This is a genomic window from Advenella sp. FME57 (genome assembly GCF_014897675.1).
GTDB lineage: Bacteria > Pseudomonadota > Gammaproteobacteria > Burkholderiales > Burkholderiaceae_B > Advenella.
Genome location: NZ_JABUXU010000001.1, coordinates 593,974 through 614,854, shown reverse-complemented (window position 1 = coordinate 614,854; position 20,881 = coordinate 593,974). Strand labels below are relative to the sequence as shown.

General features: G+C 56.5%; 17 protein-coding genes. 8 read left to right on the top strand and 9 right to left on the bottom strand.

Going from position 1 to position 20,881, the window contains the following annotated elements:
* The first annotated feature begins 35 nt into the window (after window positions 1–35).
* Window positions 36–521, top strand: a complete 486-nt coding sequence (ispF, locus tag INT32_RS02770) for a 2-C-methyl-D-erythritol 2,4-cyclodiphosphate synthase (RefSeq protein ID WP_193087174.1) — start codon at window positions 36–38, stop codon at window positions 519–521.
* 112 nt (window positions 522–633) lie between these two features.
* Here ispF and INT32_RS02765 read toward each other — a convergent pair whose 3' ends face one another.
* From INT32_RS02765 to ompR, 4 genes are all read right to left on the bottom strand, one after another.
* Window positions 634–1,152: a carboxymuconolactone decarboxylase family protein gene (locus tag INT32_RS02765; protein WP_128394527.1), complete on the bottom strand. Its 519-nt coding sequence runs from the start codon at window positions 1,150–1,152 to the stop codon at window positions 634–636.
* A gap of 56 nt (window positions 1,153–1,208) precedes the next feature.
* Window positions 1,209–1,757: a peroxiredoxin gene (locus tag INT32_RS02760; RefSeq protein ID WP_128394526.1), complete on the bottom strand. Its 549-nt coding sequence runs from the start codon at window positions 1,755–1,757 to the stop codon at window positions 1,209–1,211.
* A 154-nt stretch (window positions 1,758–1,911) separates the two neighbouring features.
* Window positions 1,912–3,315: a sensor histidine kinase gene (locus tag INT32_RS02755; protein ID WP_193087173.1), complete on the bottom strand. Its 1,404-nt coding sequence runs from the start codon at window positions 3,313–3,315 to the stop codon at window positions 1,912–1,914.
* Between the two features lie 14 nt (window positions 3,316–3,329).
* Complete coding sequence (gene ompR, locus INT32_RS02750) at window positions 3,330–4,073, bottom strand: two-component system response regulator OmpR (protein ID WP_025373153.1); 744 nt, start codon at window positions 4,071–4,073, stop codon at window positions 3,330–3,332.
* A 404-nt stretch (window positions 4,074–4,477) separates the two neighbouring features.
* Between ompR and tsaB the strand changes: the two genes are divergently transcribed.
* Both tsaB and INT32_RS02740 read left to right on the top strand, forming a co-directional pair.
* Complete coding sequence (gene tsaB, locus INT32_RS02745; protein ID WP_193087172.1) at window positions 4,478–5,830, top strand: tRNA (adenosine(37)-N6)-threonylcarbamoyltransferase complex dimerization subunit type 1 TsaB; 1,353 nt, start codon at window positions 4,478–4,480, stop codon at window positions 5,828–5,830.
* Window positions 5,831–5,835: 5 nt separating this feature from the next.
* Complete coding sequence (locus INT32_RS02740; RefSeq protein ID WP_193087171.1) at window positions 5,836–6,957, top strand: uracil-DNA glycosylase; 1,122 nt, start codon at window positions 5,836–5,838, stop codon at window positions 6,955–6,957.
* Window positions 6,958–7,237: 280 nt separating this feature from the next.
* On the opposite strand, the gene lplT is transcribed toward INT32_RS02740, so the two are convergent.
* Complete coding sequence (gene lplT, locus INT32_RS02735) at window positions 7,238–8,551, bottom strand: lysophospholipid transporter LplT (protein ID WP_193087170.1); 1,314 nt, start codon at window positions 8,549–8,551, stop codon at window positions 7,238–7,240.
* Window positions 8,552–9,127: 576 nt separating this feature from the next.
* On the opposite strand from lplT, the gene smc reads away from it, so the two are divergent.
* Genes smc through ligA form a run of 3 tightly spaced genes read left to right on the top strand, consistent with a single transcriptional unit; the run spans window position 9,128 to window position 15,833 of the window.
* The gene (smc, locus tag INT32_RS02730; protein WP_193087169.1) at window positions 9,128–12,655 is read left to right on the top strand and encodes a chromosome segregation protein SMC; all 3,528 of its coding nucleotides are present in this window, start codon (window positions 9,128–9,130) and stop codon (window positions 12,653–12,655) included.
* Between the two features lie 20 nt (window positions 12,656–12,675).
* Entirely contained in the window at window positions 12,676–13,782 is a 1,107-nt protein-coding gene (locus INT32_RS02725; protein ID WP_193087168.1) for a cell division protein ZipA C-terminal FtsZ-binding domain-containing protein, read from the top strand.
* Between the two features lie 11 nt (window positions 13,783–13,793).
* Entirely contained in the window at window positions 13,794–15,833 is a 2,040-nt protein-coding gene (gene ligA, locus INT32_RS02720) for an NAD-dependent DNA ligase LigA (RefSeq protein WP_193087167.1), read from the top strand.
* A 397-nt stretch (window positions 15,834–16,230) separates the two neighbouring features.
* Here the strand turns inward: ligA and INT32_RS02715 are convergent, their stop codons facing one another.
* From INT32_RS02715 to msrB, 4 genes are read right to left on the bottom strand one after another with little or no spacing between them, the layout of a single operon-like run.
* Entirely contained in the window at window positions 16,231–17,073 is an 843-nt protein-coding gene (locus INT32_RS02715) for a peptidylprolyl isomerase (protein ID WP_193087166.1), read from the bottom strand.
* 14 nt (window positions 17,074–17,087) lie between these two features.
* Complete coding sequence (locus tag INT32_RS02710; RefSeq protein WP_193087165.1) at window positions 17,088–17,354, bottom strand: BolA family transcriptional regulator; 267 nt, start codon at window positions 17,352–17,354, stop codon at window positions 17,088–17,090.
* A complete protein-coding gene (locus INT32_RS02705; RefSeq protein ID WP_193087164.1) occupies window positions 17,347–17,931 on the bottom strand; it encodes a septation protein A in 585 nt (194 codons plus the stop codon). Before INT32_RS02705 ends, INT32_RS02710 begins: the two co-directional genes overlap by 8 nt.
* Window positions 17,928–18,320 (bottom strand): peptide-methionine (R)-S-oxide reductase MsrB, encoded by a 393-nt coding sequence (gene msrB / locus INT32_RS02700; protein ID WP_193087163.1) that lies wholly within the window; start codon window positions 18,318–18,320, stop codon window positions 17,928–17,930. The genes INT32_RS02705 and msrB overlap by 4 nt, the downstream gene beginning before the upstream one ends.
* Window positions 18,321–18,638: 318 nt before the next feature.
* Here msrB and INT32_RS02695 point away from each other — a divergent pair, with 318 nt between their 5' ends.
* On the top strand, window positions 18,639–19,808 hold the full coding sequence (locus tag INT32_RS02695) for an ABC transporter substrate-binding protein (protein ID WP_193087162.1): 1,170 nt from the start codon (window positions 18,639–18,641) through the stop codon (window positions 19,806–19,808).
* Between the two features lie 33 nt (window positions 19,809–19,841).
* Window positions 19,842–20,879, top strand: coding sequence for a branched-chain amino acid ABC transporter permease (locus INT32_RS02690; protein ID WP_193087161.1), 1,038 nt, complete (start codon window positions 19,842–19,844; stop codon window positions 20,877–20,879).
* The last annotated feature ends 2 nt before the right edge of the window (window positions 20,880–20,881 follow it).

Here is a 20,881-nt window from a genome sequence, read left to right as displayed (position 1 = left end):
AAATGATGTTGACGCAATGATATGGAGAGTGCTGTATGACAATTGGCTTGCGGGTTGGGCAGGGGTTTGATGTCCATGCGTTACAGGAGGGGCGGCCCCTGATATTGGGGGGCGTTACCATTGCCCACACCCATGGTCTGCTGGGACACTCGGACGCCGATGCGCTGTTGCATGCGATTACCGATGCTATCCTGGGTGCGGCAGCGCTGGGCGATATCGGCCGTTTGTTCCCTGATACCGATCCGGCATTCAAAGGCAGTGACAGCCGAGTATTGCTGCGCGAGGCGTACCGTCGTGTCTGCGAAGCCGGCTGGCAGGTCGTGAACGTGGACGCCACCATTCATGCCCAGGCGCCGAAAATCATGCCCTATGCGCCGGCCATGGTAAGCAATATTGCCGCTGATCTGGCGCTGGACCCCGCCTGTGTGAATGTCAAGGGTAAAACGAACGAGCACTTGGGGTATCTAGGGCGCAAAGAGGGCATTGCGGCCACGGCTATCGCCCTGCTGGCCAGACAATAAGATGCCCAGCGGACGGCAGCACGCACGAAGCGCTGGCTGAGGCGTGCTCACCAAACAAAAAAATGCCGCGACATAGGGTCACGGTATGACATTATTTGAGAGGCAGACTGATTTATTTGCCTTCGGCTGTCAGGGCCAGCGCGGCGGCGTTGACTACAGCGGCGATACGTCCGGCATCGCGCAACTGCTCAATCGTGAAGCCCGCTTTTTTCAGATTGTCAAAATGCGATTTAACGCAAAAGTGGCATTTGCCGACAATCGAGGCCGCCAGGGCAAACAGTTCAAAGCGTTCATGCTCAATGCCCCCATGCGAGGAATAGGCATTCATGCGCAATAGCGGTGGCAGGGTTTTGAGTTGACTGTCGTCAGTCATTTCGACATAGGGATACCAGATGTTGTTCATTCCCATCAGGGCCGCAGCGGTCAGAACACCATTGACATCTTCTGGCGACAAACCAGACTTGAACTGTTCGATCAGAAACGGATTCTTCGCAGCATAGGCGGCTGCCAGGGCCACACCAACCGCATCGGCCGGTTTCAGGGAGGAGCGGGCAATGGTGCCATCCAGATTCAGGCGGATATCTTTGGCCCAATCGGGAATTTCATTTTTTATCGTAGTTAAAAATTGCATAGTTTTTTCCTATTAAAAAGAGGAGGAAAAACCCGGCGAACCGGGTTTGATGCAAATTACAGTGTATCGCCACCGGCAACGCGGTTGCATGGGCACAGTTCATCTGTTTGCAAGCCGTCCAGAATTCGCAGAACTTCTTCTGGATTGCGTCCCACGTTCAGGTTATTGACTGAAACGTGCTGGATGACGTTGTCCGGGTCAACAATGAATGTGGCGCGCAGGGCAACGCCCTCATTGCGTTCACGCACACCCAGCTGATCGATCAGCGAACCGGTAGAGTCGGCAAATGAGTAGTGACCCAATTTGTTCAGATCAGGGTGCTCACGGCGCCATGCCAGTTTGCAGAATTCGTTGTCGACAGAGCCGCCCATCAGTACAGCGTCACGGTCTTCGAAGTCTTTGGCCAGGTTGTTAAAGCCAACGATCTCGGTAGGACACACGAATGTGAAATCTTTTGGATAGAAGTAGATCACTTTCCATTTTCCGGGGAAAGAAGATTCTGTGATGTCTTCGAATGCAGAAACGCCGTTTTCTTCATGGTTGTTGAAACCAGGTTTGACACCGACGACTTTGAACGATTCGAGCTTTTCACCAACTGTTTTCATAACTGTTCCTCATAAGAAGTTGAACAACCGCCCGGTGGTACCGGGCCTGCTTATTGGCCGCGCCGCAAGGCATGGCAAGGGAGCGAGCGGTTTGCCACGATGGCCGACGCCCACTTCCCAATATAAGTTTTAATGTTATTTTACACTATCAATACTAGCTGTCTAATTGATAATTTCTATCTCGAGCTTTAGGGATTTCTATGTGTCCGATCAGTCCGGTTGGCTGGTTCGGCAGCAGTTTCAAGGTGCCACCCACGTGCTGCAGCAGTCGTTCGACAATAGACAGGCCCAGGCCGGCGCCCGATACGCCAGTGCGTGCGGCTTCGCCCCGGGAAAAGGGACGCAGCAGCCTCTCGGTATCCTTTGCATTGATGCCCGCTCCATTGTCGCAGACATCGATTTCGATCATGCCACCTTTCTCGCGGGTCCGCACCAGGATGTGTGATTGGCCGTCAGCGACGGAGCGACCGTAGCGGCGACTGTTTTCAATCAGATTACTGACAATTCGCTTCAGATTGAGTTCCCCGATCCGGGCGTACAGATTCGGCTGGATCATAGTGTGCAGCGTGCCACCCAGCGATTCCGTATGCGCTTTTTCCCTGTCGGTGATGTCTCGCAAAATGGAAGATACATTGACGGCTTTGTCCGGGAGCACCCCGGCCGGACGGGCATACTCCATCAACTGGCCGATACTGTGATCAATCTGTCCAAGGTCTTCATCGATGGCGCTGCGGGTTTCATCACTGACATTGCTCAGTTCGATCTCCAGGCGCATGCGCGCCAGAGGAGTGCGCAGATCATGAGAAATGCCGGCCAGCATCAATTCCCGGTCGGCTTCGGTCTGGCGAATATCGCGCGCCATGCGGTTAAAGGCATTATTGAGCTCACGGATCTCCAGTGGTCCCTGGTCGTCCGGCAAGGGGGCTGGGTTTTCGCCCCGCGCTACCTGCTGGGCGGCCTTGGCCAACCGTGATAATGGCGTATTGACAAACCGGACGCTGATCGCAGCGCCGATCAGCGCTAGCAGCAGGGCGATCACGCCCCAGCCGATCCATTCGCGCATTTGCGGCAGATTATCTGTGGAAGATTTGAGCAGCAGCCAGTACAGTTCGTCGCCTACATTGAAACTGATCCAGATGCCTGGCTCGCCATTCATGCTGGACGCGATCTTGGTCTCCGTCTGGGTATCGGAGCGCTGGATCTTATCTGCGAAAATGCGCCAGAACGTGGTATCTGGCAACGGCTGCAATACATCGTCCAATTGTCGGGGAAAGACCTGGATATCCCCGGTGGTGGCCAGATCGATAACCAGTGCATTGCGATCATTGGGCGGGACGTAGGCAAGCGACTTGCGGGTGATTTTGAGTGCCGTAATACCGCGCTCGGCCATTTGCGCGGCGCGCGGCTCTTCCTGCATGTTGAAAAATACGATCAGCCAGCACGTCAGACTGACGGCCAGCAATGCTGCCAGCAGGAAAAAAGACCGGCTGAACAAGCTCAGCCGGATTTTTGATGCGAAATTCTGCAGTTGAGGAAACTGAACCGGAGCAGCGGCCATGGCGGCGCCGTCTTTTAGTTACCGCCGTCCGGAACGAAGACGTAACCCAATCCCCAAACGGTTTGAATAAACACCGGTTTGGCCGGATTCGGCTCTATCAGCTTGCGCAGGCGGGAAATCTGGACGTCAAGACTACGATCGAAAGCTTCATATTCGCGGCCACGGGCCAGCTCCATCAGTTTGTCGCGTGACAGCGGCACCTTGGGGTGGCGGGCAAATACTTTGAGCACCGAGAATTCACCCGTGGTGATGGCAACAACTTCTTCGCCGCGGGACAGCGTGCGCGTGGACAGATTCAGGGTGTAGGGCCCGAAAGCAATCGATTCGTTTTCCTGGCTGGGTGCGCCGGGGTGTTCTTCGGAACCGCGGCGGCGCAAAATGGCATTAACCCGCGCGAGCAGTTCACGAGGATTGAACGGTTTGGACAGATAATCGTCGGCACCCATCTCCAGGCCTAGAATACGGTCGATTTCTTCGGCCTTGGCAGTCAGCATGATGATAGGGGTATTATCATTGGCGCCGCGAAGCCGGCGACAGATGGACAGACCATCTTCCCCTGGCAGCATCAGATCCAATACCAGCAGGTCGAAATGTTCGCGCTGCCAGAGCTTGGTCATTTCCTTCCCGTCTTCGGCTACGAACACATTGAATCCCTGTTCAGTCAGATAACGGCGCAGCAGGTCGCGAAGGCGTGGGTCATCATCGACTACCAGAATTTTGCGTGGAGGTGTTGACGAGGCAGTTTGTGGTGTATTCATACTAATTGGTTAAGAGCTTCCGAGAGAAGTGACAGGGCTATTTGAGCACATGTTACAGTTTCTGCTGTCGCACATGGCTGAATTTTCACCATCAGTTACACTAAAAATATTTCTCCGGATTTGTGTTGATGGTGCGATACAAATAGACACATTTCGCTGCAAAATGCAAGCAAAAACGTTATGCCGATGGTTTTGTGCTTATAACAAAAAACGGGCGGAACGTGCAAATAGGTACTACTGTTCATTTTAGCGCAAATCGTCCCGGGCAAAACCGGCTTCCTGTTTATAATTGCGGGATCATTTGCCCGAACGTTGGTCACCCATCGCCGCTCGTTCGCGGGGCAATCGGCCGCTGGCCTTGGGGTTCGCGGCTGTTAACACCTTTTTTTGAATAAGCGCAGTTTATGAATGTCAATCTGATCTCCCTGGAAAGCTCGGCCACCTGTTCGTCAGCGGCACTGCTGCGGTTCGAGGGCGGTCAGTCTCAGACCACCGAGCAGGTCAGCAATCAGGCTAACGGCCATGCCGAACAATTATTGCCGATGCTTGATCACCTGCTCAATTCGGCAGGGCTTGACCGGATAGATATCAGCGGCATCGTTTTCGGACAGGGACCTGGCGGGTTTACCGGCCTGCGTATTGCAGCAGGCATGGCGCAAGGCCTGGGTTTGGGGCTGGACATCCCGGTGTTTCCGGTATCATCGCTGCTAGCCGTTGCCGAGGCCGTAAGGCCGGTCGCGCCTTCAACGATGATTGTCAGCCTGCTGGATGCCCGTATGCAAGAGGTCTTTCTGGCCTGTTTCAGGGAAACCGGCGATGGCGAACTTGTTCAGGTGCAAGCGCCGTGCCTGATTGCTGCAGAACAGGTTCCGCTCTGGTTAAGTGGGGTCAGTGTTGCTGGCGGTACAAATGAAGCCGCGCCGGTCGTGAATGGGCCGCTGGCAGAGCGCGAGCGCGACATGGACGGACAGCCTCCTGTTATATTGGTTGGCTCTGGCGTACATGTATGTTCAGGACTGGCCCATTTGACCGGCATCAAGCTGATACCGGATGCTGAACCGCGTGCTGCGATCATGGCCCGTATTGGTCTGCGCGCCTGGCTCGCAGGTCGATTTATCGCGGCCGATCAGGCGGCGCCGCTGTATGTGCGCGACAAAGTTGCATTTACTATCAAGGAAAGGGGGCAGGGTCAAGGGGGTAATCCGCGTGCTGTTCCGCTATCGGCTGAGCAGATCACGCCAGGCGGCGAAGCGGCAGTATCGCCCGAAAGCCAAGCGCGCAGTCGGGTGATCAGGGCATTGCAGCAGGCGCATACGATCCGGCGCATGACGCAGCAGGATATTGATGCGGTCGTGGAAATCGAACGCCGTGTACAGTCTCATCCCTGGACCGAGGGTAACTTTTTTGATGCGCTAAAAGCGGGTTACGAGGCCTGGGTGGTGTGCCATGGTGACGAGATAGTGGGGTTTTCCTTGCAATTGATGGCGCCCGACGTGGCGCATCTGCTGCTCATTGGCGTTGCGCCCGACTGGCAGAGCAAGGGGATTGGCGCCGGTTTGCTTGCCTGGAGTGAAGAGCGCCTGCTGTTGCAACAGCTGGAGAGCCAGGTACTGGAAGTGCGTCCGTCCAATGCGGGGGCGATCGCATTCTATCACCGCTGGGGTTATGAGCAGATCGGCGTGCGCAAGGGCTACTATCCGGACGGGCGAGGTCATAGCGAAGATGCCTGGGTCCTGCAGAAAGCCGTGGTATCCTGATGGCTATGGAATCTTCTTCAGTTTCTGCCGGCGCCCAGCCCGTGGCGCATCCGGCCAATGTCACGGTCAACCCTCTCCAGTTGCTTTGGTTGCAGGAGAGCGGGATTGATCGTCTATGGGGGCGTGCGCTGACCGTATCCGCAGTGGCCGAACCCCACGCTGTAGCACATACCAAACACACCCCGGCGGCAGGCGCTGCATCGACAGCAGAACCTGCCCAGACGTATTCGGATCAGCGGCCTGCGGCGCCAGTCTCAGCGACCACAAGAGAGCCAGGCACGCCATTGGCAGCCGCACAAGAAACGGTGCCGGGTGCAGCATCGGCAGTCCAGAACGATGCTTCGCCTGCACGCCAGGCATTGGCAAAGCTGCGCGAACAAATGCAGCGGCAACGTCGGCCGGCAGGGCGTGCCGCCGCCGATACGCGTCGTGTGAAAGAAGACGGCGCCCGTGGGGCAATGAGCGAGTTTACCGGTGGTGCTGACAGCGCGTCCGGGACCGCTGTTCCTGAGCCCCAAGGTAGTCGTTCGGTGGATCCATTGGCGCCGGCAGATGCCCGGATCGAGTGGCCGGTATTGGCTGCGACTATCCGGCAGTGCACGCGTTGCGGTCTGTCGGAGCATGCCCGTCAGCCGGTACCAGGCACCGGCACCGCGACAGCGCGCTTGATGATTATTGACCAGGCGCCAGGCGCGCAGGATGAAATCAGCGGTGAACCCCTCAGTGGACAGGCGGGCCAGTTGCTGGACAATATGCTCGCCGCGATCGGCATCTCCCGTGAAGCGACGTTTATTACTGATGTGGTCAAGTGCCGGCCAATGGTGAGCCGGCCAGCCGAGCCGCATGAGATTGCGGCCTGCGCCGATTATCTGCAACAGCAAATCGCCATGGTGCAGCCATCATGTGTCCTGTTGTTCGGCAATGCTGCCCAGTCTGTGCTTGGCACTACTGAATCGGTAGGCGAACTGCGTCAAATGCATGACCTGCAGATCACCGTACAGGGCAGGGCGATTCCGGTCTTGGTCACCTTTCATCCGAATCATCTGATGGCCAATCAGGCCGCCAAACCGCTGGCGTGGGTCGATCTTAAACGCCTGCGACAGCTATTGCAGCAGACTGCAGCATAAGACGTCGGATATCCGGCAGATAGCGGTGGGGGTTGTGCCCGCCCCGCAGCCGGATTTGATGCCGCCGTCTGGCTGCATCGGCAGCCTGAACGCATGGCGCGCATGTCTGCGCAATATCTGACCGTGATCGGCCAAACTGGTATAAGGCGATATGGAATAAGCGGTGTGTATTCAAGCGCTTTGAGATAAAACCGGGCCAGTGCGGCAAACCAACCGTGGGTAGGGGATGCGACCCGGGATGCCAGCGCCACGGACCTACTGGCCCGCAAATGCCCGGATGCTAATGCCCGGTCTGGGCCCGACCATGGCCTTCTTCACCAATTTCTGCAAAGATCGCCGGATAGCGCCGCTGGTTGCGATAGCACCAGGCAATCACCAGCGCCATGAGCACGGCGACAATGACGCCAAAGATAATAATGATGGTATTGATGTGCAGGTTCATTTCCAGCATGAACCAGTACGCCGCCACCATGAACAGAATGTTCAATTGTTCGTTGAAATTCTGTACGGCAATGGAATGGCCGGCCGATAAAAGAACATGTCCGCGGTGCTGCAGCAGCGCGTTGAGCGGCACCACGAAAAAGCCGGAGAGCCCGCCTACCAGGATCAGGGTGAAGTACACCGCCCAGGTATCTTTGACAATGGTCATCAACATGACGGAAAAGCCCATGACAACGCCGATAGGCAGTACATGCAATGCGCGCGTCAGCGGGACCCGACCGGCCAGAACCGAACCGACAATGGTGCCGATGGCCGCTACACCCATCAGATTGGCCGATTGGGCGATGCTCAGTTGCAGGTGGTCACGCCCCCATTGCAGCACGATCAGCTGCAGAGTGGCGCCCGCGCCCCAAAACAGGGTGGTGACCGCCAGTGAAATTTGTCCGACCTTGTCCCGCCACAGGATGCGCACATAACTGGCAAACACGCTGAGCAGCTTCACTGGATTGGATTCTTGTTTCGGATACACGAAGTGCGTATTGGGGATCAGCAAATTACAGATAGCGGCCAGAATATAAATTCCGCCAATGACGACAATGGCCGCCTCGGCCGGCGTTTTTGCCAGGACCGACATCCAGGGCAGGGCCAGCAGGAAATCGGACAGGGGTGGCTCGATCAGCTTGCCTCCCAGAACGACCCCGAAAATAATCGAAAGTACAGTGAGCCCTTCGATCCAGCTGTTACCCTTGACCAGATCCCGCGGGGGCAGCAGCTCGGTGACGATGCCGTATTTGGCTGGCGAATAGGCAGCCGCGCCGATACCCACCAGGGCATAGGAAAAACAGACGATGTAGGCGTGCAGGCTCTTGTCGGACGGGGCCATCATGGCAAAGCCGAACATCAGCAGGCAGCCGGAAATTTTAATTGCATTGGTGACAAACATGACACGACCCTTTGGAAAAGAATCGGCGATGGCGCCAACGAACGCAGCCAGAATGACATAGGCGAACGCAAAAAACCATTTCATGGCGGGCGTCATCCAGTCGGGTCCGGAAAGTTCAGCGATAAGGGCGATGGCAGCGATAAAAAGCGCATTGTCGGCCAGGGACGAGAGCGCCTGTGCCAACATGACGAGAAAGAAACCTTTTTTCAAACTGAATATCCCGTTTTAACTTGTTATCGCGTATCCGAATCCGGTGCAAGCACCAGACGATAAAGTAACCATATGTCGTGGTCATGAAATGATGCTGGCAGAAAGACCAGACAGGTGCCGGTGTTTTCCGTTGTGCTCAATCGCAACATAATATCAGGTTCAGTGGCGCTTCGTTACTCATTGCCCCCAACCGATAGCGAATTAGATCCAAACCTGTGCGGGACGATGGCCTGACGTAAATATCTGCCGACCGGATTGATTTGCCAGGCCATGTAGCAGGCTGAAATATTTGTTGTCGGGGGCCGTAGCAGACCGGTGTTGGCTGAGCATGCGGGAGTGATCCATCGCGACGTTGCGCCAGAACGCGGCACGGCTTGCGCTGGCGTTCAGAAATCAGTGCTGCACCGGAATCCGGAGGGGGTGATTTGCGCCCTGCGCAAATATTGCTATTATGACTTTTGTTTACTATCAAATCGGATCGCCTGGGTTATCATACAGGGCTGGAGCCTGACTGTCGGGCCGGTTCTGTATCGGCACCGCCTCAGGGCATTTTTTTTACTTTGTATTGTTCCTTACGTGCGCCTTACCCAACTCAAACTAGCTGGATTCAAGTCTTTTGTTGATCCTACGGTCATCCCGGTGCCCAGCCAGATGGTGGGCGTGGTCGGTCCCAATGGCTGTGGCAAATCCAATATTATCGACGCCGTACGCTGGGTGATGGGTGAAACACGCGCCTCTGAACTGCGCGGCGAATCCATGCAGGACGTTATCTTCAACGGCTCGGGACACAGAAAGCCGGCTGCACGGGCGTCAGTTGAACTGGTCTTTGACAACAGCGACGGTCGTGCCGTTGGTCAGTGGAGCACATACGGAGAAATCGCCGTCAGGCGGGTTCTGACCCGCGATGGCACCAGCAGCTATTACGTCAACAACCAGCAGGTCCGCCGCAAGGATATCCACGATATTTTCCTGGGCACCGGTCTGGGCGCGCGTGGATACGCCATCATTGGCCAGGGCATGATCAATCGCCTGATCGAGGCCAAACCCGAAGAACTGCGTGTGTATCTGGAAGAGGCCGCCGGCGTGTCCAGGTATAAGGAGCGTCGCCGGGAAACCGAAAACCGTCTGGGCGATACCCGTGAGAACCTGACTCGTGTCGAAGACATCATGCGCGAGCTTGAGTCACAGCTCAGCCGCCTGGAAGCGCAGGCCGAAGTGGCACGCAAGTATCGTGACCTGCAGCACGATGGCGAAAAAAAGCAACACGTGCTTTGGCTGATCCGGGAAGAGAATGCCCGCGCCGATCAGGAGAAAAAAGCCCTGGAGATCGAAAAGGCGCAGACTGAACTGGAGGCCTCGCTCGCTGAATTGCGCGCTTCAGAAAGTGAGGTGGAAAAACGCCGGCAGGCGCATTATCAGGCCAGCGACGCCGTGCACGCAGCCCAGGCCGCCATGTACGAGGCCAATACCACAGTCAGCCGTCTAGAGACCGAAATCCGCCATGTGGTGGATGCACGTAACCGTCTGCAGGCGCGCAAGACGACGCTCAACACCCAAATGCAGGAGTGGCAGGATCAACTGACGCATTGCACGGAACAGATTGCCGAGCTTGAAGAAGAACTGGCCGCTGCTGCCGAGCGCGCGGCCATGGTCCAGGATGAACTGGAATCGCGTCAGGCCCAGATGCCTGATGTGGAAGAAAAAGTACGCAGTGCGTCGGCAACCCGCGAGACTATGCGATCCGAGCTGGCTCGCGTTGAACAGAAGCTAGCGCTCACGGCCCAGGCGCAGCGTGACGCCGACCGCCAGTTGCAGCAGTTGGAGCAACGCCGTGAACGCCTGGAGCGCGAGCTGGGCGAGATCCAGAGCCCTGATGCAGGACGTCTTGAGCAACTGACCGGTGATCGCAACGCGGCCGAAGCCCAGCTGGAAGAAGTGCAGGCAACCCTGCAGGACATGGAAGAGCGGTTGCCGCAGTTGGATGAGGCACGCCGCAATGCACAAAACAATTCGCAAAAGGAAACGCAGGATGTGGCCAGGCTTGAAGCCCGGCTGAACGCGCTTAGCGCCCTGCAGGAAGATGTGCAGAAGAAGGGGGCGCTCGAACCCTGGCTGCAAAAGCATGATCTGGCTGGTTTTGGCCGGCTTTGGCAACAAATACATATTGAACCGGGCTGGGAAGCGGCACTCGAATCCGTATTGCGTGAACGGCTGACCGCGCTGCCATTGCGCGACCTGGATATGGCGCGTGCCTTCACGGATGATCCGCCACCGTCGCGGCTTGCGTTTTACCAGAAACCGACAGCCGAGGCGCTGCCGGCTGCGCTGCCGGGCCATACGCCGCTGCTGTCGTTGTTGCGGTGCAGCGATCCTGATCTCAAAAGCTTGCTGGGACGTTGGCTGCAAGGCGTCTACACTGCTTCATCGCTGACTGAAGCGCTGGGACAGCGGCAATCGTTGCCGGTCGGTGTGCAATTGGTGGTGCGCGAAGGGCACATGACCGATGCACATGGCCTGTGTTTTTATGCGGCCGATTCCGAGCAGTCGGGCATGCTGGCCCGCCAGCAGGAGATTGACAATCTTAAGCGCGAAATCAAGGCGCGCCAGTTGATTGCCGATCAGGCCGTTACGCAGCTGGCCCGCAGCGAAGCGGCCTGGACTGCGCTGTCGCAATCGATGACACCGGCGCGCCAGCGCCTGTCAGAGCTGACCCGCCGGGTGCACGATCTGCAGATGGAGCATTCCAGGCTACACGGGCAGATGCAACAAAGCGAAGAGCGCAACGCACGCATTAACGAAGATCTGGCCGATATCCGCATACAGCAGGAAGAGTTGCTGGCCCAGAAGGAAGAGTCCGAAGCCAGTTTTGAAACATTGGACAATGAGCTGGCCACGTTGCAGGAAACCTATGCTGAGGCGGAAATGGCTGGCGAGACGCTGGCCGAAACGGCCGAAGCTGCGCGCCAGCAAATTCGCGAGCTGGAGCGTAATGTACAGGAAGCGGGCTTTACCCAGCGTGGTCTGACGTCGCGGATTGCCGACTTGACCCGTAACAGGGACCTGGCCGGCAATCAGATTAATCAGGCCCGCAACGAACTGGAAAACCTGGAAACCGAGCTGTTTGATTTCGATGAGTCCGCAACACAGGCGGGGCTGCAAGACGCGCTGGAAACCCGCGTGATCCGCGAGGAAGCATTGGCAGCCGCCCGTCTTGAACTGGACAATCTGGCTGCCACGCTGCGCGGTGCCGACGAAACGCGCATGCGTACCGAGCAGTCGCTGGAGCCGCGTCGCGCCCATATTATGCAGCTGCAGTTAGATGAACAGGCAGCCCGGCTGGCCGTGGAGCAGTTTTCCGAACAGCTGGACGAACACGAGGTCGATCGCACAGCGCTCAAAGCTGATTTGAACGATTTGCCCGAGGATTGGTCCAAAGTGACTTGGCTGCATGCCGAAGTGCAGAAAATATCCCGACAGATCGAAGCGCTGGGGTCGGTCAACCTGGCCGCGCTGGACGAACTCACCGAGTCGCGTGAGCGCAAGGGGTTTCTGGATGCGCAACACGCGGATCTGACCGAGGCCATCGATACGCTGGAAGACGCGATTCGTCGCATCGACCGGGAAACGCGCGATTTGTTGCAGGAAACGTTCAATCAGGTCAATACGCATTTTGGCGAGTTGTTTCCGAAGCTGTTCGGTGGCGGCGAGGCACGCCTGTCCATGACCGGCGAAGAAATTCTGGATGCTGGCGTGCAGGTGATGGCGCAGCCGCCGGGTAAACGCAACAGCACGATTCATCTGCTGTCAGGCGGTGAAAAGGCACTGACGGCCACTGCGCTGGTATTCGCGTTGTTCAAGCTGAATCCGGCGCCATTCTGTCTGCTGGACGAGGTGGATGCGCCGCTGGACGATGCCAACACCGAAAGGTATGCCAACCTGGTTGGCAGCATGAGCGAACAGACGCAGTTTTTATTTATTTCTCACAATAAAATAGCCATGCAGATGGCGAAGCAGTTAATCGGTGTTACGATGCAAGAACAAGGGGTTTCCCGAATTGTTGCTGTGGATATCGAGTCCGCCGTCCAGCTTGTTGGCGAAGCGTAAACAAAAGGGTCAATCACACAATGAGTAATTTGCAACTGGCTTTAATTGCGATCGGAATCGTGCTGATTCTGCTGGTGCTGCTGTTCAATTGGTGGCAGGACCAACGAGTGCGCAGGCAAATGCACGAACAGTTCAGCATGGGCGACGAACACGAGAATGACGTTCTGCTCAAGGATCGCAAACCGGTTACGCCAGTCCAAAAAGCGCCGGCCGACCGGCAGGATCCGGTCTTTGCCAGCGACCTTGATGAGGCTGCTTCCCCAGCGCCCGCCGCTGCGCCTATGGGCGCAGCAGTGCCCGCTCGTGATATGGACGGGCAGCACGACCAAGAAGCCGTTGATGAAATGACCGAAGGCGTTATTGAGTTGCATTTTGCCGCTCCCGTCGGTGGCGCCGACCTGCACCGTTATACCCGAAGCGCCCTGTACGCTGGTTCCAAGCCATTGCGCTTTTTTGCCGAGACCGACGACGGGCTGCATCGCGCTGATTTGCGTGCTGACGAGAATTACGTATCGTTGCAAATGGCCGTCCTGTTGGCTAACCGCGCCGGAGCACTGGGCGAAATAGAGTGGTCGCAGGCCTGGGCCAAGGCCGATGAAATTGCCCATGAATTTGATGCCAGCGTCGAAAGCCCCGATGTGCCCGGCTTGCTGCGCCGCGCCGTGAAACTGGATCAGGTATGCGCCAATCTGGACACGCAAGTGGGTCTGACTGTGCAACTGGCGCAGCCGCATCCTGTTCGCAGTGTGATCGACGTTGCCCGCGCCAAGGGCTTTACGGAATATCGCAATGGTCTGGCCTGGATGAACCATGACGGTCTGCCACGCTTTGTCTTGTTGCTGGCGGGTGAACATGCCGATGACCCTGCAAACGCTGGCGTCAATCGCGTGGACCTGCTGCTGGACGTTCCCTGCAGTCCGCCGGACGACACGCCCTTTGCCCGCATGATGGCCGTAGCCCGTGATCTGGCGCTGTCTCTTGACGGCCAGTTGATCGATGATTCTGGACGCCCGGTGATGGAAGGGTCCGAGCACGCTATTGACGAGCAGATTCGCGGTATATACCAAGAGCTGGAGCAGCAGGGCCTGCAAGCCGGCTCGCCACGCGCCTTGCGGGTCTTCTCCTAAAGGCATGTGTCATGGCGCAGGGCAAAGAACAACAGTTGCAGGCCGAACTGGAGCGCTTGCGTGCACAAATCAATGCACACAATCACGCGTATCACGTTCTGGATGCGCCAACGATCAGCGATACGGAATTTGACGGTCTGATGCAGCGGTTGCTGGCCATCGAGGCCGAGCACCCTGCATGGGTCAATGCAGATTCTCCGTCGCAGCGCGTGGGCAGCGCACCGTTGCCTTTTTTTGAAAGTGTCCGTCATGCCGTGCCCATGCTGTCGTTGGGCAATGCATTCAGCAGTGAAGAAGTGATGGCCTTCGACAAGCGGGTTTGTGACGCCTTGCGTGCTGCGGGCCTGCTCGGCCCGGCAGAAAAAGTGGAATATAACTGCGAAGTCAAAATGGACGGGCTGGCCATCAGCATCCGTTACGAGAACGGTCGCCTGGTGCGAGCCGCGACACGTGGCGATGGCTTGTCCGGCGAGGACGTGACTGCCAATATCCGCACCTTGCGCTCGGTCCCGCTGACGCTCTCGCCCGGCTTTCCAGCGGTGCTGGAAGTGCGCGGCGAAGTACTCATGAACAGCAGCGACTTTGAAAAACTCAATAAGCACCAGGCCGCAGCAGGGGACAAGACATTTGTCAATCCTCGCAATGCGGCGGCAGGCAGCTTGCGCCAGCTGGATCCGCGGCTCACAGCCAAGCGGCCGCTGCGATTTTTCGCCTATGGCTGGGGTCAGCTGGATGGGCTCACCGCCCCTTTGCCCGATACTCATTCCGGCATGCTTGACTGGTTGTCCTCCCTGGGTTTGTCCGTAGGCAAATATCGAAAGAGCGTGACTGGCCCCGACGCGCTGCTTGCTTTTTATGAAGAAATTGGCCAGTCGCGGACAAATTTACCCTTTGATATTGATGGGGTGGTGTACAAGGTCAACTCGCTGAAGGCACAGACGGAACTGGGCTTTGTTTCGCGCGCGCCCAGGTTTGCGCTGGCGCACAAGTTTGCTGCCGAGGAAGCGACGACCTTGCTGTTGGATATCGAGGTGCAGGTGGGCCGCACCGGAGCGCTCACGCCGGTGGCCAGGCTGCAACCTGTCTTTGTAGGCGGCGTGACGGTGACGAATGCCACGCTGCACAATGAAGACGAGATCCGACGCAAGGATGTGAGAATTGGCGATACCGTGGTCGTGCGCCGAGCCGGCGACGTAATCCCGGAAGTGCTGCGCCCTGTACTGGAAATGCGTCCGGCCGATGCTCGGCTGTTTGCCATGGTGACCCAGTGTCCAGTCTGCGGCTCTGCGGTGGAACGCCTACCCGACGAGGCGGCGACTCGCTGTACCGGTGGCCTTTTTTGTGCCGCCCAGCGCAAGCAAAGCCTGTTGCATGCAGCAGGACGTAAGGCCCTGGATATCGAAGGGCTGGGTGAAAAGCTGATCGACCAATTGGTTGACCACGACTGGGTTCGCTCGATTGCCGATCTGTATTCGCTCTCGGTAGAGAAAGTCATGGGACTGGATCGCATGGGGCGCAAATCGGCAGAAAACCTGATCGCAGCCATTGAAGAAAGCAAGCACGTAGAGCTCTCCCGCATTGTGTATGCGCTGGGCATCCGTCATGTTGGCGAAACAACGGCACGGGACTTGGCGCGTTACTTTGGTTCACTTGATGCCCTGATTGCCGCCGATGAGGCCGCTTTCCTTCAGGTCAATGATGTCGGGCCGGTTGTCGCGGAGTCGCTGCGGGCATTTTTCGCTGAACCCCATAATATTGCAGTGCTCGATGCGTTGCGCGCAGCGGGCGTGACCGTCAAAATGCCCGAGTCAGTCAAAAGCACGGTTCTGCAGGGCAAGACTTTTGTCCTGACCGGCACGCTGCCGACGCTGACACGCGATGAAGCCGGCAAGTTGATCATGGAAGCCGGCGGCAAGGTAAGCGGCAGCGTATCAAAAAAGACCAGCTATGTGGTTGCGGGTGAAGAGGCTGGCAGCAAGCTGGAGAAGGCACGTGATCTGTCCGTGCCGGTGCTTGACGAAGAAGGCCTGTTGGACCTGCTCAGGCAATAGGGCACCCTTGATCGACCGATGCCAGTACTGTTTGGCATCCGGATCGCCGGTGTCGATTGCCATATCGGTCCCAGCTCACACAGATCGAGCCGTAGCCGGATGCGCTGGCGCGCCTGCTGAATCGGTTCGATAGGGCGTCGTGGGCCGGCTACCTGGCCGGCTGCTCGGGTAAAAGCTAAAAGCGTTTGATGCGCGCTGCGGCGGCAAGCTGCGGCAGCGTGTGCCCGCCTCATTCGAAAACATTCGAACGGTGACTGATGCCGCCTTTCAGGCAGTCAACATCAGGATCCCGATCAGGTCCACAATAAAAAATCCCCCATTGGCCCTGAGAGCGGGCAGATGGGGGATAATCGTCAGTAATAGGGTAAATCGGATAAAGAATCCGACTTACAAAACCTTACTGCTTGGGCGCCTCTACTGCGGGAGCAGCAGCGGGTTTTTCGGCAGCGCCTTCGCTAGCCGTTTTCTCAATCTTGGCTTCGTCACGCAGTTTTTTCATCTGTTCCTGCAGTGACTGCTGACTGAGCATCTGGCTGATTTGCGGTTTGGCCTCTTCCAGCGTTGGCACCTTGACTGGACGTGAGTCGGTCAGCTCGATGATGTGCCAGCCGAACTGGCTTTTAACAGGTTTGTCCAGCAACTGACCTTTTTTTGCTGCTTTTACAGCTTCGGCAAATTCAGGTACGTAGTTTTCGGCAGGGGCCCAGCCCAGATCGCCACCGTTTTTGCCACTCCCAGGATCAATGGAGTTTTTCTTGGCAGCATCGGCAAAGCTGACCTTTTTGGCCTTGATATCTTTCAGCAGCTTATTGGCGGCAGTTTCGTCTTTGACCAGGATATGCTTGACCTGATATTCCTGTTCACCGGCCGATTGGGTCTTGAACTCTTCATAGGCTTTCTTGACGTCTTCATCGCTGACAGGATGGGTTTTGGCCCAGTCACGCATCATGGAGCCGATCAGGATTTCCTGGCGGGCATTGTCGATGGCGAACTGCACTTCAGGGTTTTTGTCCACACCCTGTTTCTCGGCTTCCTGGGACAGGACGGCACTGTTAATTAGCTGTTCTGTAATCTGTTCGCGCAGCGCAGGGCTGTCTGTCGCGCCACGGGCAATGAGCGTTTTCACTGCCGTATCTACCTGATCTTTGGTAATGGCTTTACCATTCACAGTGGCCACGTTTTGGGCCAAAGCCGGTACTGTCATGGCGCAAGTTACAGCAAGTAAAATAAAACGTTTCATAGTTTTCCTTTTGGTTAAGAAATCGGTTGGGTCTGTATGGACAGTGCATGAATGGGGTAAGGGATCAGATCTCCCAGCGCGTCATAAACCAGACGCTGGCTGGCTACCCTGGACAATCCATTAAAGCGGGCAGAGCGGATACTCAGGCGGTAATGGCCTGCGCCATTGCTGGCGCCTGCATGCCCTTTGTGTAGGTGGGACTCGTCTTCAATATCAAGCGCTTGCGGTTCAAGCGAGGCCAGGCGTTCGCGGATCAGTGCAATGCGATCAAGATCAGTCATTGGTTTTCTCCGGCAAGGGAACAGGTCCGGGGGCGGCGGGTACTTCCTGCATATGCCGTCCGAGCCAGATTGATTGGCCAATCGCAAAAATAACCAGCAGGATGGTCATGCCGAAGGCCTTGAAAGTTACCCATTGGTCCTGCGTAAAGTAACCGGAAAAGGCCACTGCTAAATTGACGGCGCCGGCAAACAGGAAAAAGCCGGCCCAAGTATCAGACAGGCGATCCCAGATACGATCCGGAAGGCTCATTTGCGTGGCCAGCATTTTGCGCAATACGTTTTTGTTCATCAGCAGACGCGCGCCCAGCAGAATCAGGGCAAACATCCAGTAAAGCACGGTGGGCTTCCATTTGACGAAGGTGTCGTTATGGAAATAAATGGTGGCGCCGCCAAAAACCACGATGATGATCACATTCATCCAGTTGGTGGCTTCGATCGGGCGGCCACGCAATTTCAGCCACAGGATCTGCAGTACGCTGCTGGCGATGGCTACCCATGTTGCTACGTAAATGTCTGCAACCTTGAATGCGACAAAGAAGAGGACCAGCGGGAAAAAATCGAACAGAAGCTTTTTCATTCTACAGGGTCAAAGCGAAGGGACAGCGAATTGATGCAATAGCGCAGGCCGGTGGGAGGAGGGCCATCGGGAAAAACGTGGCCAAGATGTGCATCACAGACGTTGCACAGCACTTCTGTGCGCGTCATGCCGTGCGAGGTGTCTACTTCTTCGCGGACATTGTGCGGATTAAGGGGCTCGAAATAGCTCGGCCAGCCACAGCCGGCGTCAAATTTCGTATCTGACGCGAACAATGGCGTTTCACAGGCGACGCACGTATAGATGCCGGGCTGGAAATGATCCCAGTACTCTCCAGTGAAGGCGCGCTCTGTGCCTTTCTGCCGCGTGACGTGATAGCTTTCCGGAGAGAGCAGCTCACGCCATTGCTGTTCGGACTTGATGACTTTCAATGGTAGCCTTTACATCAAAAACGGTGGCGGCTATGAGAATAACGATGAGCCGCCGTCCCGGGTTTTCCTTAAATAACATGCCTGCAACCTGCCGGCCGCACGCTTTACGATGCCTTGCGCCGTGTATTCAAAATGCAGACAGTAACCATTCTATTTTAAAGTAAATTGGGGTCTCATTCCTGAATTACCAGGACAAAACTGTATGATTACGCGTTTAAGTGTGACATATTATTGTCCACGGCTTCTGACTATAGCTGCATCCGATTATCTTATAGACAGTTGTAATTAAGCGAAATCATAATATTTGAGAGACAAATCATGAAAAAGTTCCTGCCCTGCCTGCTTGGTGTGGCGCTTGCTGCCAGCGCTCATTCGGTATTTGCCGAGGACATAACCGTTAATGTGGGCGTCGTGGTATCGGCGACCGGTCCGGCAGCCTCGCTGGGCATTGCCGAGCGCAACAGTGTGGCGCTGCTGCCGCGTCAGATCGGATCAACCAAAGTCAACTATACCATTCTTGACGATGCGACCGACGCCACGCAAGCAGTGCGCAATATGCGCAAGCTGATCAGCGAGAATAATGTAGATGTGATTATCGGCACTACCGCCACACCCGGTTCGTTGGCAATGATTGATGTTGCGGCCGAAAAGAAAACCCCCATGATCAGCCTGGCCGCCAGCGCCAGCATTGTCGAGCCTGTGGAGGGCGCGCGCATCTGGTCGTTCAAGACACCACAGAACGATGTGTTGATGGCCACGGCCGTGGTGCAAGCTATGGAAAAAGCAGGAACCGGCAAAATCGGTTTCATCGGCTTTTCTGATGCTTATGGCCAGAACTGGCTAAAGGAGCTCAAAAATGCACTGCAGGGTAAGCAAATAGAGATCGTAGCAACGGAAAGCTATGCCCGCCCTGATACCAGTGTGACCGGTCAGGTACTCAAACTTCTGGCGGCAAAGCCCGATGCCATTCTGATTGCGGGCTCAGGTACTGCAGCTGCGCTGCCACAGCGTGAGCTCAAGCAGCGCGGCTTCAAAGGTCAGATTTATCAGACCCACGGGGCGGGAAATAGCGAGTTTCTGAAAATGTGCGGTAGCGCCTGCGAAGGACTGGTTTTGCCGGCTGGCCCGATCCTGGTTGCAGACCAATTGCCGCCAGCTAACCCCATGCGCGCCACCGGCCTGGACTACACACAGAAATATGAGGCGCAATATGGCAAGGGCTCGGTCAGCGGGTTCGGCGGACATATGAGCGATGCTGGCGCGCTGGTTGCGGCCGCCATTCCTAAGGCGCTGGCCGGTGGCGCCAAGCCCGGTACCGAGGGCTTTCGCCAGGCGCTGCGCGATGCGCTGGAAAACACCAAGGATGTGGTCGGCGTGCACGGCGTCTTTAATATGTCGGCCAAAGATCATTCAGGGCTGGACGAGCGCGCCCGGGTTCTGCTACGCGTCAAGAACGGTCACTGGGAATTTGCCCAGGACCTGAACTGAGCAAAAAACCGAAAGGAAATCAACGGGACGACAATGGATTGGTCAATCGCAAAGATTCTGATGCAGGATGGGCTCGTGACGGGCGTCATTTATGCATTACTGGCAGTATCGCTGGTACTGGTGTTTGCCGTCACGCGCATTATTCTGATTGTGCAGGGAGAGTTCGTGACCTACGGGGCACTCACCTTTGCGGTCCTGGCCGACGATCAGGTGCCGGGAACCCGGTGGCTGCTTGTGATCGCCGGTTTGCTGGTCTTTGCGCGTGAACTGTGGCAGGTATTCCGTGGCAAGCCCATGGTTACGCTGGTCAGGTCGGCGCTGTTTTGCCTGGCGTTACCCATTATCGTATTTTTTGCGGTGCCGGCCATTTTGGGCACGACACCTTCGCTCTGGATCAAGGCCTTGATGACATTGTTCCTGGTCGTCCCGCTAGGGCCCATGCTTTACAAGCTTGCCTACGAATCCATGGCCGACAGTTCGGTGCTGGCGCTCTTTGTGATTTCCATTGCCGTGCACTTTGTTTTCGTTGGCATGGGTCTGGCTTTCTTCGGTGCCGAAGGGCGTCTGGTTGCCCAGCCATTTTTTGACGGCCAGCTTGAGCTGTTCGGCCTGAACTGGACTTATCAAAGCTTGTTCGTGATCGCAATGACAGCAGTCATTATCGCTGCATTGTGGCTGTTTTTCGGCTATACCCTGTATGGCAAGGCATTGCGGGCGACGGCAGTGAACCGGCGCGGCGCGCGACTGGTCGGCATCAGCACCAATATGTCCGGTTTCCTGACCTTTCTGCTTTCGTCCATTGTTGGGGTGCTCTCGGGCATCATGATCGTATCGTTTATTTCGATTACGTACGAGACGGGTTTTATGATTGGCTTGAAGGGCTTTGTGGGGGCCATCATCGGTGGGCTGCTGAGCTATCCGATCGCCGCCGCGGGCGCGCTGCTGGTGGGTATCATTGAATCGTTTTCGACCTTCTGGGCAAGTGAGTACAAGGAAGTGATTGTTTTTGCGCTGATCATACCGGTATTGCTGATTCTGTCTGTGACGACTCGTCACGACGAAGAGGAGTAAGC

Bases quoted from the DNA above. Each gene is read 5' to 3' on its own strand.
- tsaB (WP_193087172.1), top strand. From the start codon at position 4,478: ATGAATGTCAATCTGATCTCCCTGGAAAGCTCGGCCACCTGTTCGTCA.
- INT32_RS02760 (WP_128394526.1), bottom strand. From the start codon at position 1,757: ATGAAAACAGTTGGTGAAAAGCTCGAATCGTTCAAAGTCGTCGGTGTC.
- INT32_RS02705 (WP_193087164.1), bottom strand. From the start codon at position 17,931: ATGAAAAAGCTTCTGTTCGATTTTTTCCCGCTGGTCCTCTTCTTTGTC.
- INT32_RS02710 (WP_193087165.1), bottom strand. From the start codon at position 17,354: ATGACTGATCTTGATCGCATTGCACTGATCCGCGAACGCCTGGCCTCG.
- INT32_RS02725 (WP_193087168.1), top strand. From the start codon at position 12,676: ATGAGTAATTTGCAACTGGCTTTAATTGCGATCGGAATCGTGCTGATT.
- INT32_RS02765 (WP_128394527.1), bottom strand. From the start codon at position 1,152: ATGCAATTTTTAACTACGATAAAAAATGAAATTCCCGATTGGGCCAAA.
- INT32_RS02690 (WP_193087161.1), top strand. From the start codon at position 19,842: ATGGATTGGTCAATCGCAAAGATTCTGATGCAGGATGGGCTCGTGACG.
- INT32_RS02715 (WP_193087166.1), bottom strand. From the start codon at position 17,073: ATGAAACGTTTTATTTTACTTGCTGTAACTTGCGCCATGACAGTACCG.
- ligA (WP_193087167.1), top strand. From the start codon at position 13,794: ATGGCGCAGGGCAAAGAACAACAGTTGCAGGCCGAACTGGAGCGCTTG.
- INT32_RS02755 (WP_193087173.1), bottom strand. From the start codon at position 3,315: ATGGCCGCTGCTCCGGTTCAGTTTCCTCAACTGCAGAATTTCGCATCA.
- INT32_RS02740 (WP_193087171.1), top strand. From the start codon at position 5,836: ATGGAATCTTCTTCAGTTTCTGCCGGCGCCCAGCCCGTGGCGCATCCG.
- ispF (WP_193087174.1), top strand. From the start codon at position 36: ATGACAATTGGCTTGCGGGTTGGGCAGGGGTTTGATGTCCATGCGTTA.
- INT32_RS02695 (WP_193087162.1), top strand. From the start codon at position 18,639: ATGAAAAAGTTCCTGCCCTGCCTGCTTGGTGTGGCGCTTGCTGCCAGC.
- ompR (WP_025373153.1), bottom strand. From the start codon at position 4,073: ATGAATACACCACAAACTGCCTCGTCAACACCTCCACGCAAAATTCTG.